At 42.0% G+C, this 17,794-nt stretch carries 12 protein-coding genes; 4 read left to right on the top strand and 8 right to left on the bottom strand.

The genetic code is table 11. The features are described 5' to 3' along the window. Positions 1–224 precede the first annotated feature (224 nt). Positions 225–1,760 carry an amidophosphoribosyltransferase gene (gene purF / locus WAZ74_RS11565; protein WP_422308444.1) on the top strand — a complete coding sequence of 512 codons (1,536 nt, stop codon included), beginning with the start codon at positions 225–227 and terminating at the stop codon, positions 1,758–1,760. Between the two features lie 128 nt (positions 1,761–1,888). On the opposite strand, the gene WAZ74_RS11560 is transcribed toward purF, so the two are convergent. From WAZ74_RS11560 to yajC, 6 genes are all read right to left on the bottom strand, one after another. Then, complete coding sequence (locus WAZ74_RS11560) at positions 1,889–2,242, bottom strand: AzlD domain-containing protein (protein ID WP_422308443.1); 354 nt, start codon at positions 2,240–2,242, stop codon at positions 1,889–1,891. Then, the gene (locus tag WAZ74_RS11555; protein WP_422308442.1) at positions 2,232–2,963 is read right to left on the bottom strand and encodes an AzlC family ABC transporter permease; all 732 of its coding nucleotides are present in this window, start codon (positions 2,961–2,963) and stop codon (positions 2,232–2,234) included. Before WAZ74_RS11555 ends, WAZ74_RS11560 begins: the two co-directional genes overlap by 11 nt. 85 nt (positions 2,964–3,048) lie before the next feature. Further along, entirely contained in the window at positions 3,049–4,467 is a 1,419-nt protein-coding gene (locus WAZ74_RS11550; protein ID WP_422308441.1) for an MATE family efflux transporter, read from the bottom strand. 156 nt (positions 4,468–4,623) lie between these two features. Next, a complete protein-coding gene (gene secF, locus WAZ74_RS11545; RefSeq protein WP_422308440.1) occupies positions 4,624–5,889 on the bottom strand; it encodes a protein translocase subunit SecF in 1,266 nt (421 codons plus the stop codon). A gap of 9 nt (positions 5,890–5,898) precedes the next feature. Next, a complete protein-coding gene (secD, locus tag WAZ74_RS11540; RefSeq protein WP_422308439.1) occupies positions 5,899–7,776 on the bottom strand; it encodes a protein translocase subunit SecD in 1,878 nt (625 codons plus the stop codon). Positions 7,777–8,069: 293 nt separating this feature from the next. After that, positions 8,070–8,348 (bottom strand): preprotein translocase subunit YajC, encoded by a 279-nt coding sequence (gene yajC, locus WAZ74_RS11535; RefSeq protein WP_422308438.1) that lies wholly within the window; start codon positions 8,346–8,348, stop codon positions 8,070–8,072. A gap of 699 nt (positions 8,349–9,047) precedes the next feature. On the opposite strand from yajC, the gene WAZ74_RS11530 reads away from it, so the two are divergent. From WAZ74_RS11530 to WAZ74_RS11520, 3 genes are all read left to right on the top strand, one after another. After that, entirely contained in the window at positions 9,048–10,328 is a 1,281-nt protein-coding gene (locus WAZ74_RS11530) for a hemolysin family protein (RefSeq protein WP_422308521.1), read from the top strand. Between the two features lie 247 nt (positions 10,329–10,575). After that, the gene (locus WAZ74_RS11525; RefSeq protein WP_422308437.1) at positions 10,576–11,070 is read left to right on the top strand and encodes a nuclear transport factor 2 family protein; all 495 of its coding nucleotides are present in this window, start codon (positions 10,576–10,578) and stop codon (positions 11,068–11,070) included. Positions 11,071–11,354: 284 nt separating this feature from the next. After that, entirely contained in the window at positions 11,355–14,435 is a 3,081-nt protein-coding gene (locus tag WAZ74_RS11520; RefSeq protein ID WP_422308436.1) for a LysM peptidoglycan-binding domain-containing protein, read from the top strand. Positions 14,436–14,611: 176 nt separating this feature from the next. Here WAZ74_RS11520 and WAZ74_RS11515 read toward each other — a convergent pair whose 3' ends face one another. Both WAZ74_RS11515 and WAZ74_RS11510 read right to left on the bottom strand, forming a co-directional pair. Then, positions 14,612–15,841, bottom strand: coding sequence for a transglycosylase SLT domain-containing protein (locus WAZ74_RS11515; RefSeq protein ID WP_422308435.1), 1,230 nt, complete (start codon positions 15,839–15,841; stop codon positions 14,612–14,614). A gap of 964 nt (positions 15,842–16,805) precedes the next feature. Further along, on the bottom strand, positions 16,806–17,639 hold the full coding sequence (locus WAZ74_RS11510) for a Nif3-like dinuclear metal center hexameric protein (protein WP_422308434.1): 834 nt from the start codon (positions 17,637–17,639) through the stop codon (positions 16,806–16,808). Positions 17,640–17,794 lie beyond the last annotated feature (155 nt).

Genomic DNA, 17,794 nt, shown 5'->3' with positions numbered 1-17,794 from the left:
ATATTATTAAAATATAATCCATCAGCTATCAAGCATTAATTATCAAGCATCAATCGTTTGTCTTGCTGATCATCAGCTTTAGCTGTTATCAATAAGATTTTAATCTCAGAAAATATCATCAGCTTGACGGCAAGTGATAGGTAATATTGCAAAATACCTTTGTCATGAATTATGCCGTTATTGTGTTTTCAGTGTGTGGTTCAAATTTAAAATAGGATACAACTATGTGTGGAGTCGTTGGGGTCGCAGCTCATGAGCCAGTCAACCAAATTCTTTATGATGCTTTAACTATGTTGCAGCATCGCGGGCAAGATGCGGCAGGTATTGTGACTTTACAGGATGGACGCTTATATTTACGTAAAGAAAACGGCATGGTACGTGATGTTTTTATGAATCGCCACATGCAGCGTTTGGTAGGTAAATTCGGTATTGGTCACGTCCGTTATCCTACTGCTGGGAGCTCAAGCAGTGCTGAAGCGCAACCTTTCTATGTCAACTCCCCTTATGGTATTACGCTTGCCCACAATGGTAATTTAACCAATGCGGAAAGCTTGGCAAAGTCACTTTATCAGGATGACCGTCGTCATTTGAATACTGACTCAGACTCTGAAGTACTATTAAACGTCTTAGCGCATGAAATGCAGAATTTAGGCAAAACCCATCCGACTGCTGATGATATTTTTGAAGCAACAAAAGCAGTTTATAGCCGCTGTGAAGGCGCTTATGGGGTAGTAGCTTTGATTACTGGTCATGGTTTACTGGCGTTTCGTGATCCTAATGGCATTCGTCCGTTAATTTTCGGTGAGCGTCTAGCGGCAAACGGCGGCACAGAATATATGGTAGCTTCTGAGTCGGTAGCGCTTACTGGTTCAGGTTTTAGCATTATTCGTGATGTGAAACCTGGTGAAGCTATCTTTATTGACTTAAACCATCAACTGCATACCCATCAATGTGTAGAGCAAAAAGAATATACCCCATGTATTTTTGAATATGTTTATTTTGCGCGTCCAGATTCGATTATGGATAATATTTCGGTCTACAAGTCACGTTTACGTATGGGTGAGAAATTAGCAGATAAAATCCTTAAAGAGTGGGGCGAAGATCACGATATTGATGTGGTGATTCCTATTCCGGATACCTCGCGTACCTCCGCGATGGAACTGGCGCTGAAAATGAATATTAAGTACCGTGAAGGGTTTATGAAAAACCGTTATATCGGTCGCACCTTTATCATGCCAGGTCAGCAGCAGCGTAAAAAATCGGTACGCCAAAAGCTTAGCCCAGTACCATTAGAGTTTAAAGGCAAAAATGTCTTGTTGGTTGATGATTCTATCGTCCGCGGTACGACCTGCCATGAAATCATTCAAATGGCACGTGATGCAGGTGCCAGCAAAGTATTCTTTGCCAGTGCTGCGCCACCGGTCAAATACCCTAATGTTTATGGTATTGATATGCCAGTACGCAGCGAGTTGATTGCCTCAGGTCATACAGTGGAAGAAGTACGTGATATTATCGGTGCCGATCGCTTAATTTTTCAAGATTTAGATGACCTCATTGATGCGGTAAAAGATACCAAGCACAGTAAGGTTGAAGGCTTTGACTGTGCAGTATTTAATGGTTGCTACATCACTGGTCAAATAGATGAAGCTTATCTTGATCATCTACAAGAACAGCGTAGTGAAACGGCTAAAATAGGTAAGAAAGGCATGCAAATCGTTGCCGATACGCCAGTCGATATGATGGGTGTAGAAGAGCTATAGATTACCAAGTAACTAAAAAATAAAATTGATTTTAAAGTGCAAAAAGGCTGAAATCTCAATGAATTCAGCCTTTTTTATGCTCAAGAATTATCATTAGGAATCATGGGCAGAAAGCACATATCTTAGCGTTAAAAGCTGGCTAATAGCCAGAGAAAGCCATTAATCGCTGCAATACCGACTATCATACTAACTAGCAACTGACGGCTAATATGGTAGACGAATAGTACCAATAATAAAGCACCAATTTGTGCCATCAATAAATGCAGCTCTGCACTGTTTAAGCCAATATTTTCTGATAAGCCTTGATACGACAAACTGGTTAAAATCAGTAATACCATGACTGATAGGGGTAAACTCTCATTCAACCGGTGCAGCCAAGGTGTGTCGAGCAGTTTTTTGGGTATTAAAGCAGGTAGGGCGCGAGTCACAAAGGTCACTGTGGCCATAGCAAAAGTCGCTATAATCAGATAGCTACTGGTCATTGCTGCCTCCTTTCACGCTTTGTCGTGTCCAAAACCCACGCGCCAAAATCATCAGCATGCAAATGGTAATCGCCACCAGTAATAACCAATTACTGGTAAACAGCGAAGCAATGGCTAATGCAATCACAGCAATACCTATCGGAAAATAACGTTTGATACTTTGAAATTGCTCATACGCTAAAATAGCAAATAAACAAACCAAAGCAAAATCTAAATGTGGTACCAAATCACTGAGGGCGCTGCCAATCAAAACGCCAATAGCACTCGCCAGTACCCACCAGCTTTGGTTGAAAAGACTGATCGGTAGTATCAAGGCTTGCCGTGATTCGTTCGGTAAGCTGGTCATGACCGAAAAAGTCTCGTCAGTGAGGGCAAACAAGCAATAGGTCTTTGCAAGCCTCTGTGTGGGTAAGTATTGCAGCAATGGCATACCATAAAACACATGACGTAAGTTGATAGCGGCAATGTTAGTGGCCATACTACCAATAGGCAATCCGGCACTCAGCATGGGTAGGCAGGCATATTGAGCCGCCCCGGCATATAACACAACACTGAGCATAATTGTTGCCCATATGGGTATACCGGCAACTTGAGCAAGCACACCAAAAGCAATGCCCGCTGGCAAATAACCCATGGCTACTGGTAAGCTTTTTTTGAAGCCTTCTGTCCAGTCAGAGCCCTGCGCTTGATTCTGCTTTATCTCATTTGATTGAGTGGTCACGTAACATCCTAATTTTACTATAGTTTTCGTTTATTACTAATTTTATTTATTTAAACTGGCTATGCACATGAGTATCTAGCAAGGTTTAATGCTCAGGCTGCAATTTCTCATAGCTGCCTGTTTGCTGAGCACGGTATAAGAATCCACCGAGAATAATCAATCTTAATAATAGTAAACACCAGACGCTTAGCCAGATACCAGTCATATCCCATTGTTGATAAAGCAGCCAGCTTAATGGGAAAAAGACGACTGCTAATATAAGAGCGGCATTACGAATCACGTTACCGGCTGTTAAGCCAAAAAATATTCCATCTAGCCAATAAGCACCAACTCCAACCAGTGGTAGCAATACGGCATAAAGATGATAGTCATAAGCAAGGGTAAAGACCGACTCAATATTGGTCATAAATTGCAAATAAGTGGGCATTGCCAGCCACCATATGGCACTTAGCATTAACGCTAAACCATAGCTGACGATACCTGTGCGCTTAACAATGATACGAAAGCGTGGCCAATCACGTCTTCCTGCTGCTTGCCCACTTAACGTTTCAGCGGATACTGCCACCCCATCAAGCGCAAAGGCTGAGATACTCAATACTTGTAATAAAATAGCATTGGCAGCCAGTATGACATCACCACTTTGGGCCGACAGCCGAGTAATCCAAGCAAAGCTTAAGGTTAATATAAGCGTACGGATAAAAATATCTTTATTTAGCGAAAATAGCCTAAGCATTTTATCTTTACTAAAATGCTGCGGGTCAGCAGTAAATAAAGCTTGCCAAGATATTTGTAGATGCCGACGGCTCAACCATAATGCCAATAGCACACCCAGCCAAAAGGCAATCATGGTACCTAGTGCGACACCGACCAAGCCCATATTCATACCGAAAACAAAAAATAGCGTCAGAATGATATTAAGTATCGCGATAAAACCTTGTTGGTAGAGCATATAACGGGTTTTGCCTTGACCTGCAAACCAGCCGATAAAAGCAAAGTTCATCAGCTCGGCTATTACACCCCAAAAGCGTACATCTAAATAGGTCTTTGCTGCTGTGCCACTATCAGGATTGGCTGAGAGTGCTTGTAGACCAAAATCAATTAACCAAGGTTTTGCCAGTAGCAAAACGCCTCCAATAATAAACGCAAGTACCAAAGCACGTTGCAAAATAGATAGAAGCGGTGATTGCGTGGTATCCGGTTTTTTTAATGCATCATGAGTAGAAGTTTCTTTATTAGCCAGCTGACCTAATGCTTGAGCGGAAAGTCCAGATGAAGCATATTGCAAAAAATTAAAACTGACGAGCAATAAAGACAGCAGTTGTATCGCGAGTCCAATACCAGCAAGTTTAGCGGTGTCATTCATGTTGCCGACAATCGCAGTATCAATAACGCTTTGTAGTGGCATCGCAAGATTTGCCAGTAATACCGGCAATGCAATAGCAATGATGCGCGCGTAACGAGTATCAATAGGTGGCATAGCACTTGGCGATAGGGTAGATGGCATGAAATGGTCGCTTAAGTCGGCGCATTAAGGGTGGCGGTTATTTATTAGATAATATTGGAGTATAAACGGGCTATAAATGAAAACAGTATAAAGATAAAAGCACCTAGGATTTAGGTGCTTTTATTATAATGAGGCTTATTATCTTTGATGCCACTATCAGTCTTGTTCAAACATTTTTGGGTCATTAAAAGTAACGATTTCTTCTTCAAACTCAGGTTTTACTTTGACGATAAAATCATCACGTGACAGACCCATCGCTAGAGGAATCGAGCTTGCAATATAGGTAGATGAATAAGTACCAGCAAGTAAGCCGATGAAGAGCGCAGCTGAGAACCAGAATAAGCCATCACCACCCAAGAACAGCATTGCTAATACCACTAATAGCACGGTTGAGATAGTCATAATCGTACGACGTAGCGTCTCTGTCAGTGACAAATCAATCGTTTGCACGGCTGTGATACCGCGCACACGGCGGAAGTTTTCGCGGATACGGTCATAGACGACGATCGTATCGTTCAATGAATAACCAATCAATGCCAAGATAGCGGCCAATACTGTTAAGTCGAACGGAAAACCAAATAACGCAAAGACACCGATGGTCACGATAGCATCATGAAATAGCGACAATACTGCACCAATAGCCAATTTGAATTGGAAGCGTAGGGCGACATAGCCAAGCATACATACCAATGCTAACACAATCGACATCACTGAGCTTAGATAGATCTCATTACCAACTTGGCTACCAATGATATTAACATTACTGATGTTAACGTCATTATTAGGCAGTGCTAAAGCTTCACTGAGACTAGCGCTAAGCCCATCAACGTTATCAGACTGCGGTGGTAGGCGTATCAGTAGCTCTTGAGACGTTCCTAAATACTGTACGACAGCATCATTAAATCCATTATCAGCCAAAGCGTTGATCACATCGGTTTGCTCAACAGACTGCTCATAACGCACATCTGCTGAAACCCCGCCGGTGAAGTCAAGACCTAGGTTTAGACCATTGACTGCAATCGCAATAATACTACCAATCACTAAAATAAGAGACAAAATCGCCATTGGCTTTTCTATCTTCATAAAAGGAATGATACGTTGATTGCCAATAGCTTTGATACCACCTTCTGCATAGGCGGCGGCATCTTCAGCAGCGTCACCCACTGCTAAGTTAGGATCGATAGCCGTATTAGTGTTTAGCGCTTGAGTAGTCAGTGCTTGACTGTCTTTGCCGTCGCCTTTACCACTGCGACGAGATTTATTGCTACTTGATTTTGTCTTAGTAGAACTATTGGTTTGGGTATTACTACCTTTACCATCACGGCGTGGTTTTTTACGGCGATACGTGCTTGCATCACTGTTTGAGCCGTTAGGTTCAGGATTGTTCTGTTGTTCTAGAGGGTTATTCTTATCGATTGCCATAGTGTTCTCCTAACCGATGCTCAAACGTTTGATAGATTTACGCTTACCGTAAGCAATTTGTATCAGCGCACGTGTTACTAAAATGGCAGTAAACAGCGAGCTAACAATACCAATCGCTAACGTAATCGCAAATCCTTTAATCGGACCAGTACCAATCGCAAATAAAATAAACGCGACCAGTAATGTTGTGATGTTGGCATCGAAAATACTACTATAAGCACGATCAAAACCAGCCACGATGGCGGATTTTGGTCTGACCCCGTTTGCCAGCTCCTCACGTATACGCTCAAAAATCAGGACGTTGGCATCGACCGCCATACCAATGGTCAAAACGATACCCGCAATACCAGGTAGCGTCAGTGATGAGCCTAAAATTGACATAATAGAGATGATAATAATAACGTTAACTGCCAGTGCAACGTTGGCAATCACGCCGAATAAGCGATAGAAAATTATCATAAACGCAAAGACTAATAAATAACCAACCAGCGTAGAGAATAAGCCTTTATCAATATTTTCTTGACCCAGTGATGGGCCAATCGTGCGTTCTTCAACGAAATACATTGGTGCTGCTAACGCACCCGAGCGTAGCAAGAGCGCAAGCTCAGCTGCTTCAGCACTACTATCAAGTCCCGTAATACGGAATGATGAGCCTAGTACTGCTTGGATATTAGCGCGGTTAATAACTTTCGTCTCAGCATAAGGGGTGCGGACCTCGACAGTCTCGCCCGTTGCTGGGTCTTCTTCATAAGTAATGCGCTGCTTATTTTCAATAAATAGTACAGCCATTTGTTTACCAACAGCAGTACGGGTAGCGTTTTGCATCAGCTTACCACCTGCACTATCTAAGGTAATACTGACTTCCGGTGAGCCACTTTCATCAATGCCTGTCTGAGCATTAGTGACTTTTTCACCCGTCACAATCGCTTGACGCTCTAGCAATACCGGCGCACCATCGAGTGTGTTAAATGGAAAGGCTTCGGTACCTGCAGGTGGTATACCGCCCGTATAGTTTTCAGCACCTTCAGCGACCATACGGAACTCAAGGTTGGCAGTACGACCAAGGACACGTTTTGCCTCAGCAGTATCTTGTACACCTGGTAGCTCAACGACGATGCGGCTAGCACCTTGTGATTGTACCAAGGCTTCTGTAACCCCAAGCTCAGCAATACGATTGCGTAGGGTGGTTAAGTTTTGGTTGACCGCATAGCTATTGATTTCATCCAACGTTTTATCGTTATACGCCAAAATCAGCGAAGGACCTTGTTCATCAATAGAGGACTGTAAGGCAAATGTATTACCCATCGAGCTTTGCAAAACGTTTTGGGCACGATTGCGAGCATCCGTATCAGCAAAATGCAGCACCACGCTACGCTTGTCATTCTTGATACCTTTAACGGCAATGCTCTCAGCTCTTAGATCACGTCGAATATCACGACTGGCACTGGTCAGGCGTTGTTCTAGCGCTTTGTCCATATCGACTTCTAGCACAAAACGCACACCACCGCGCAAATCAAGACCAAGTTTCATTGGTTTTGCGCCGATATCACGTAACCACTGCGGCGTCGTTTGGGCTAAGTTAAGCGCGACCACATAGTCTTCACCTAAATTCCGTCTCAATACTTCCTGAGCCTTAAGCTGATCGGCTGAGGTGTCAAGACGTACCAGCGCACTGTTGCCTTTAAACGTACCGTCATGGTAGTTCAAGCCAGCTTCTTTTAATAAGCTTTGTGACTGAGTCAATATACCTTCAGACAACTGTGTGCCTGCTGCTGCACTGGTAATCTGTACGGCAGGTTCATCAGGATATAAGTTAGGAGCAGCATACAGACCGGCAAAGATGAACACGACGGTGATGAGTAAGTATTTCCAAGCGGGATATTGCATAATCACTTCTTTAAGTTGATAAACTACTGGCGACGCAGGCCACAAGTTAGCAGATGGGAAGTTAGCGATAACAATGGTGAGATACTATATTCAGCAGCCATAGCAGCCATGATAGTGCACCATTATGATCATCCGCGATGAGGGTAAAACGATAAAGCGAAAAATGACCGTAAATAATGTACGGTCATTTTATAGTCATTACAACTATTAATTGATAAAGAATCATCAATGGTTTTGAAATAGCCAGTCATTAATGACAAGAAGTTAATAGCTATCAAAACCATTTATGATAATTAAACGCTTTCGATAGTGCCCGCTGGCAATACTGAAATAACAGAGGCACGTTGTACCTTTACGTCGGTATTGTTGTTTAAGCTAACCACGGCGTAATCGCCTTCCAAGTCTTTGATACGACCCATCAAGCCACCAGCAAAAATGATTTCACTACCAACCGTCAACGCATTGACCATCGCACGATGCTCTTTAGTACGTTTAGATTGTGGACGAATAACTAAAAAGTAGAAAATCGCAAAGAAGGCAACTGGTAATAAGATTTGACCGAACTGTTCCATATCTGTCTCAATAAATTATAGATAGTAATAAAATTAAATGCATAGTAACAAAAAATCCCAGACTTGGTAACTGTTAATCATAAGCTGAGCACGTTTTTGTTAACGTACTGGCATACTAACAGCCAATATTTAATGCAACAATCGCTTTACGCTATAAAAAGGTGATATATAAGGTGATATATAAAGGCGATAAGTATAGTCAGTTCAATATAAAAACGATAAAGCGGGACTAGGATGAATTTTTTGCAGCCTCTGTCGGCATAGGCATAGGTATAGACACAGCAAGACAGAAAAACTCATCCTAGTCTCGCGTGATAAAATAACGTAGCTGTTTTATTGGATATCGACTATATAATGGGTATCGACTACATAATATAGAAAAACCTCAACTTGTATAAAGCAAATATTGCTTTAATAATGCAAATTATCGAACGTATGGCGTCCTTGAAATAAATAGCGATTTATTGTGAATTATCAGCATCAATGCTACTATCAAAGGATAAGTCACCAGTGTTAAAAGCATTGCTTAATAGCCTATATTACACGCGCTTTTAGCAAATGACGGTCAAAACTAAATCAGGATTAGAGGTTAGCAGATATTATTTTCTATCTGCTGCTATCTGCTCATGATATGGTCGTGATATATTGTGACTTCCTTTTTCTTATTTGTTTAGGTTATCTAACTTGTCCACCTCTTTTATGTCTGTACCTCGTTTATACCGTCCGCGCGCTTGTCGTAAAGACGCATCTGCTAAACCTCCCCCGACGATGCGTGACAAGACTTGGTTGAATCTCAAGTCGTTTTCTACGTTATCACTATTGGTAACCTTGATATTGCCGCACTCTGTTTGGGCAGCTGATGGCTTAGCGAATCCAAGCGCTTCCAGCGTATTACTACTCATACTATTTGTGTTAGTGGCGATTGGCATCTCATTTATCTGTTCACTGGCAGAGGCAGCACTATTGACAATGACACCGTCATATATTGCTGACCTTCAAGAAACCAATCCAAAAAAAGCAGGTATGCTAAGACGCCTAAAGATTGATAATATCGATCAGTCTTTAGCTGCTATCTTGACACTAAATACCGTGGCACATACCTTAGGCTCTATCGGTGCTGGTGCACAGGCAACGATTGTGTTCGGTAGTGCTTGGTTTGGATTATTCTCTGCAGTCATGACATTGGCTATTTTGTTTTTATCTGAAATCATGCCAAAAACACTCGGCACTGTATACTGGCGTCAATTAGGTGGCATGGTTGCCTATTTTGTACGAGGGATTATCTTGCTGCTGTATCCTTTAATTTGGGTCTCAGAAAAACTGACCAAGCTGCTTGTACGCGGCAAAGAACCGCAAGCGTTCAGCCGCCGTGAGTTTGCCGCACTTGCCAGCATTGGTGAAGAAGCAGGACAAATAGACCCATTAGAATCACGCATTATCCGCAACCTGCTGGCATTTGGTGCCATCAAAGTTGAAGATATTATGACCCCGCGTTCAGTCATGCTGTCTTTTGAAGAAAACAAAACGGTCGCTGAGTTATTGGTTGATCGACCAAAGCTGATCTTTTCGCGTCTACCAATTTATGATGGTGATTTAGATAATATTACTGGCTTTGTATTAAAAACAGATATGTTGTTGGCAAAGGTTAATAATGCCGTAGATAAACCACTAACGCAGTTCAAACGAGACATCACCTTTGTATTTTCAAAGATGAAATTGTTTGATTTGTTGGAGCTAATGTTAAAAAACCGTATTCATATTGCGATTACGGTCGGTGAATATGGTGAAGTCAAAGGTCTGGTCACCTTAGAAGATGTGTTTGAAACATTATTGGGTCTTGAGATTGTTGATGAGATAGATCGTGTCGAAGATATGCAAGCGTTGGCACGGCAAATGATGGACAAACGAGTAGAGCGTTTAGGTCTGAAGCTGAGTGATGATGAGCAGTATGAAGATAACGGTGCTGATAATAAGCAGTGAAAATCTTTCAAAGACACGCGACTCAAGCTATAAAAATATAATAAATGCATACCAATATTGCAGATGCTTTAAAAGATAGTTTTGCTTTGGTGTTCGCAATAATTACACAGGGTGTCACATGACTGTGAGAATTGAGTGATAGGCTAAAACTATCCTATTAATAAGCTGTAAAAAATATCAAATAAAAGTGCTTTCTAAAAGTACTAAGCAATAAATGATCATAACCAAGATACTACTAAGGATTATCATGAAAAGACTATTGGGGAAAGGGCTGTTGCCTTTATTGATAAAAAGCGCCGGCGTAGCTGCAGTTGTTGCCACTGTCAGCACGATGAGCATTAGTGCGCAAGCAGCAGACATGACAGAATCTTTAGTACAAAACTACGCCGCCGCCATGAAATCATCAGCCAATAGCCAAAACATCAATCAAATAGCGCGCTTAGTGTCTGATGACGCATTGATTTCAATGTCAAGAAAAGGTAAATCTACTAGCTTAGACAAAGAGGCTTATCTCAAATTACTGCAGAATAGTTGGAGTAATACTTCTAATTATCGCTATGATATCAATGTTGATAATATTGTCATTACGGGCTCGCAAGCAAAAGCCAATGTGACGACCAATGAGAGCTGGGTAAAAGATGGCCAAAGAGTCTCGTTTGTCACCACCTCAAGAGTCACATTGACTTTGGCTACGGGTAACGCGGTACTTTTACGCGCCGTCTCACAAGTGGCTATTAATTAGCTAGTGGTTATTAATTAGTGGCTTGGTGACTATTAGCTAATGGTTAATTTACCGCCATGAACCACGCTAGTTAAGTATCATTGCTTCTGTTTAAGTATAATTGCTTAAGCACCATTGCGTAATAAAGTTGATTAATAACAAAAATTTTTCATCATTAAAAGATAAGCCATATTATATTTTGTGCATTATCTTTTATATTGGGCTGGTTTTTGTTTGATATTGCATACTATACTGTCAATCAACTTTATTTTATCATTTCTTGTTGTTAGGAAACTTCCACTATCATGTCTACTGTGTCATTAAACTATCGCTCATTTATTGCTTTACCACTGACGCTTGCGGTGTCGACTTTACTTATCAGTGCTTGTAGTAGTACAACAGGGGTGAAGAACACGGGTGCGACCGGCAGCTCAGCTGTGGTGACTAAGCGTCCTACCACCCAAGTTCAGCCAGCGGGAAATGCAGACTACTCAACGGCGTTCTTAGATGCTGAGAGCTTGGATGAGCTGGCTGATTTATTAGAAGCCACCGACATGACGATGGTTGAAGGCAATAAACTTGCGATTCAACAATATGGTGACTTGTGGAATCGTCTCCGTGCGGGCTATCGCATGAACGGTGGGCAACCGGTTTATAATCAGCGTATTGAAGCACAGAAAGGCTGGTTTACCAGTAGACAAGATTATCTAAACCGCTTAACAGCGCGCGCTAGTCGCTATATTTACCACACGGTACGAGAAGCGGAACGTCGTAACATTCCAACTGAGCTTGCCTTGCTACCTGTGATTGAGAGCTCTTATGATCCAAGTGGTACCAGTAGTGCCGCAGCAGCAGGCTTATGGCAATTTATTCCTAGTACTGGGCGCATTTATGGTCTGAATCAAAGTAGCACTTATGATGGTCGACGTGATGTCATCGAGTCAACCCGTGCCGCTTATGACTTTTTGACCGCGCTGCATAATCAGTTTGGCTCATGGGAGCTGGCATTAGCAGCTTATAACGCCGGTCCTGGTCGTGTGCAAAAAGCCATTGATGCCAATAGAGCTCAAGGCTTACCCACCGACTATTGGTCACTCAGATTACCGACTGAAACCATGAACTATGTCCCGCGCTTTTTGGCTGTTGCCGAAATCGTTGCTAAACCTGAACAATATGGGGTCTATCTGCCTGCCATTGCTAACCGTCAGCATTTCCGTAGTGTGCCAGTCAACTATGGCGTAAGCTTAGCTGAAGTATCACAAGTGACAGGTGTCAGTTACGATGAGCTAGAAAGACTAAATACGGCGCTGACTTCAGCACGTATTGACTCATCAGGTCCACAGCGTATTATTATTCCTAATGATGTCAGTCTCCCTACTGACGCTAAGCTCACCGCTTTAAGAGGCAACGGTAGCAGTAATGTCATGGCTTCTAGCAATACTAGCAGCAACACAACGCCAAGTTATTCAGCAACCACGACGCCGAGCTATAACAACAAGCCCTATAGTGGCGGCGTATCATTGCCCTCTAGCGGTAGTGCCCTCGCTGATTATGCTGCCAGTGCCAGTGTACCGCAGCAGACGACAAGCTATATCTCACCAACGGCATCAACGACGAGTAGCTCTGTTTACAGTGGCAGTGCATCCATTCGTACTGAGCCGCCGCTAACATCGGCAGAAACCAAGAAAATCAATGCTGAGCTAAAAAGTAGTAACAGCTTACCGACCACATCGGCGCAGATTACCCAGAACAATACCATCATTCAAGAACCGCCGCTAAGTAAAGCAGAGCGTGATTTTATTGCCAGTCAAATCCGGATCAATACCCCTGAAACCAATGTTATTAACGCTGATGGTAATATCAATCTATCGGCAGTACAGACGCAGCAGTCTGTTTTAGAAGCTACAGGAAAAGAGAAGAAACTGAGCTTTCCAAAAACTGCGGTTAGTAAACCAAAACCTCAAGGCACACGTACTACTTATACGGTAAAACGTGGTGATACTTTAGCCAATATTGCCAGTCGCTCTGGTGTAAGCTGGCGCGATATTACAGAGTGGAACCAGATAGATGCCAACGCTAAATTGTTATCTGGCAGTACTTTGTATTTGTATGATGCCAAAACAATTGCGCCGATAAGCAATGCCAGTGCGACAAGTGCGAGTCAACCAGATAGTTATGTAGTACAAGGTGGCGATACATTGATAGGGACTGCCAATCGCTTTGGTTTATCAGTGACACAGTTAGCAACTTATAATAACTTGAGTAGCCGTGCTGATTTATTAAGAGGTCAGAAACTATGGTTGATTCCAGGTAAAGTAACGGCGCCAGCCAGTACTCCTGCTGCGCCCTCTACTAAACCAAGTAAATCGACGACGGCAACCAAAAATTATAAAGTAAAAGCCGGCGATGGTTTGATTGCGCTTGCCCGCCAATTTAATGTCTCGACTGAGACATTAGCCAGCCTAAATAATATCGGTACGACAGACTCATTGTATGTTGGTCAAACATTGAAAGTTCCTGCCAGTGTGGATTTCACCCCTGTGAGCAGTACGCCTACTAGTACTAGTAAAGCGACTACTACTAGCAATACCAGTAAAACCAGTAGTTCAAGTTCGGTACCAACGACCAACTATAAAGTCAAATCAGGCGATACCTTGATTGGTATTGCTAACAGCGTTGGCGTTAGCGCCGAAGATATTGCTGCCGTAAACAGTAACTTTGATGCGAAAGCGCGCTTACAACGTGGACAAACGATTAAAGTACCAGTATCTAAAGAGTTGGTTGATCGTCAGCTCAATGATGAAGCGGTTAGCTACAAGGTTAAATCAGGTGATACGCTAACGGGTGTTGCCCAACGCTATAATATTGGTTTGAGTGATTTGGCAACAGCGAATAATTTGAAAACCAATGCTAATCTAATACTTGGTCGTACGATTACCATTCCTGCTAAAGCTAGCGTCGTTACCTCTAGTAATAGCAGTGCTGCTTCCAGTAACAACAGCAAGAGTAACAGTGCTGCTGTTGTAGAGACGAAAAGCAGTGCTAATACGTCGACGGCCACTAGTAGCAGCGGCAAAAAGCTTGGTAACACAGAGAGCTATAAAGTCCAGTCTGGCGATGGTTTGATTGCGTTAGCACGCGAATTCGGTGTGTCAGTTGAAGACTTAGCAGCGACTAATAATATAGCGACCAATGCGCAGTTACAACGTGGGCAGACGATTAAAGTACCGAAAGTAACGGTCAGCTATACGGTTGGCTCAGGTGACAGTCTAATTGGCTTAGCACGTAAATATGGCGTATCAACCAAAGAGCTTGCTGATATGAATAACATTGCAGTGGATACGATGCTACAACGCGGTCAACGTCTCACGGTACCTAATCGCTAAGACAGCTGCATTTTTATAAATGTTATGCATTAAAAAAGCTGCTCTTATTAAAGAGCAGCTTTTTATTTGGCTATAACTATTTAAAGATTTTCGCTTAGAGGTTTTTTCTTAGAATTTTTTTCTTAGAAGTTGTTTAAATAAAAGTATTTATTTAAAATAGTCACTAAAAACTATCATTAGACAGTGGTAGTTTTAATCGTCTCAAGATAACTTCTGATATTAGTCACATAATGCATCGCTTGACCGTAACGACTATTAGACGCTTTATTTTCAGACAAATAGGCATATATATTTGCCCAATTTTTATCATCGATACCGCGAGCACTCAATTTACGCTGGATACCTTTTACGGCATTTGGACCCATATTATAAGCCGCTAGCGCAAACCAAATCCGGTCCGTTTTCGGTACATCAGCGAAATCAGACTTCATCTGCTCCAAGTAACGAGCGCCGCCACCGATACTTTGGTAAGGATCAACACGGTCTGAGACCCCCATTGCTTTTGCCGTATTATTGGTCAACATCATGATACCGCGTACGCCTGTTGGAGAGACGGCATTGGCATCTAAATGTGACTCTTGGTAACCCATGGCAACCAGCAGCTCCCAATCGTGATTATAGTTACGGGCTTGTTCTTTAAACGAAGACTGATAATCGGGCAACTTTTCTGTTAGAGTTTTTTTGAAGTGATCTTGACTGTAGGCATCTTTTAGCAAGTCTTGATTATAAAAAGCAGCTAGCTTTTGCGTGTTTTCGAGTTTGATGTTATCGCATAAAAAGTAACTGGCTTTTTGTGATAATGGGTCATTGGCTGAATTGAACGTCCAGCTGACTTTAGGGTGTAAGCCATTTTTGGTTAAACTGGCATCATAACCACAGCTGACATTGATAGAAGATAAATTAAGCTGGCTCTTTAATTGCGTGCTGGCAGTGGTCAGAGCCATATCGGCATCGCCTGACTGTAACGCTCTGAGCGCCGCTTCTTCATCCGCATAAGCTTTCAGGATAACATTTACCCCGAGCTGATCAGCATAGTTATGCACTAAGTCGTAACCAAAGCCATGTTGGAAGCCGTCAGTCGCAAAATATGTGCTGTCACCTGGAACAGCAGCAATCGTCAAGGTATTCTCCAGCATGACATGATCGTAGGCTGGTACCTGCGTACGCATTGTCGTCAAACTCTCAGCAGGGAGGGATAGAAGGGCAATACTAGATATTTGTACCAATTTTTTAGTTTTGGCAAAACGAGTTACCTTGATAGGTGCAACAGATGAAACGATAGGTGTAACTGATGAAACGATGTTACTTTTGGTGCTCAGTAAGCGTTTAGATGGACGCAGCATGTATGAGATACGGCTTTTCGCCCCTCGCGCAGATACTTTCACACGATAAGTAATACGTTGCATGGATGTCTCCTGATTTCAGCCATCCTGCTTACCGTAAAAATGTACATACATTTATAGTCACTCTATGCTGAGATATTAAGCATAAATGTATGTGCACTTTAGCTGTTATGGCATTTATAAAATACATAAATGCCATAACAGCTTGTTTAAATATAGCGCTACAGTCTCTATCAGCGATTCAATTGTATATTGCCATATAGTTTAAAAGTATGAATATATCACTCTCAAAACATCATCCCAAAAACTAGGATGCACAATACTGAGAAGGATCTAGATCGGATGATTCCTTCATCGATGATAGCGTTGACTGTTATTTAGATAACTATATGAAACATAGGTAAGGTCATGAATAAATTATTGAAACAAACATAGGGCGTAAGCAGACTATTAATATAGCCAAGTTTTGCTACGCTAGTATTAGTCACCAAGCATTCTTTGCATCACTCTTAATGGAGTAAATAGCGAATAGAATCCATGGCAACTAATACTGTTTGTCCAGCAATAAGGCTAAGCAAGTTAACCTATCTAATGGTGGATATAAAAACCATCAAACAGGCTTTGCCTAGTCATTATTGCGACGCTAAAATAAAGCATACTGTACTGCTAAAAAATCTAAGCAGGGATAGTATTGCCTGTGTTCATTACATAAAACCTTGTCTATTCAATAATATAGTAAGCAATAAAATAGTAAAATTTTCAGATAATAAACAGCATTTTAACGCCATAACCGGAAGCTATAGTAAATGGAAGTCTCATGACAAAACGTTCTTTCTTCAGGTGCTAATATGCGGATGTTTGTTATATTATTCAAGTAAAGTTAATAGAATAGCGATAAAACTTAACAATCGAGCTACAGACGGTAAAAAACAGCTCTGTTTTAGCTATTAATTAGATTGAAGCTGATATATTCATTCCTAAATAAAGTAGATATCTACGTGACAGATATCTACGTGAGTAAGTAGAATTAAGCAGGATTATCAATATCAACAAAAGTGACGGGCAGTCCGAATTTCTGAGCAATGATATTGCCCAACGCTTCAATGCCACCACGTTCTGTTGCATGATGCCCACAAGCAAAATAGTCAATCCCAAGCTCGCGAGCAATATGGGTAGTACGCTCTGATATTTCACCAGAAATAAACGCATCACAGCCCATCAATGCCGCTTGCTCAATCATATCTTGTGCGCCGCCCGTACAGATACCCACCCGTTCAATCATTCTGTTGTTTTGCTCATCATGCTCAGAGCCAGTCGAGATTTTATAATCCGCAGAAATATGTAAGGGCATACGCCCCAATGCTTTGGTAATCTGGGCAATAAGACTTTGAGTGTTCTGCGGTGTGCAAATAGCTATATTGCCAACGGGGTGCGTTTCAGTAGGATACAATGCCCCGATGATGGTCATGTCTAATGACTCAGCCAGCTTAGCGTTATTGCCAATGACAGGGTGAGCGTCGAGTGGTAGGTGATAGCCAATCAAAGAGATGCCATGTTGCATCAATTTACGGATACGCTGACCTTTCATACCAGTGAGGGGCGCAGATTCCCCTTTCCAAAAATAACCGTGATGTACCATAATGGCATTAGCATTATCGGCAATAGCGGCATCAATCAACGCTTCGCAAGCGGTCACACCGCTGACAATACGCTGGATTGGCTGTCCGCCATCTACTTGTAGACCATTGGGTGCATAATCTTTAAAGGCATCCGCTGACAAGTAATCGTCACAAAATTTGGTTAAGGCTTGTGCGGTAATGATTGGATTTGATGATTCGGTTAAGATATCGTACGCGCTCATGGCATTCCCTTATAGCTGTTTCAATGATTAAAGCGTTTACAGTGGCTCAAGTATTTATAGAATGTAGATAATCTTTCATAATAGTCATATTAACATGATGCGGTAAAAGAGTAGACAAGCCTAATAACTGAAACGGTACACGATGCGTTACTATT

This window comes from Psychrobacter sp. (assembly GCF_049295055.1).
Taxonomy (GTDB): Bacteria; Pseudomonadota; Gammaproteobacteria; order Pseudomonadales; family Moraxellaceae; genus Psychrobacter.
This window is presented reverse-complemented; position numbering and strand designations above follow the sequence as displayed.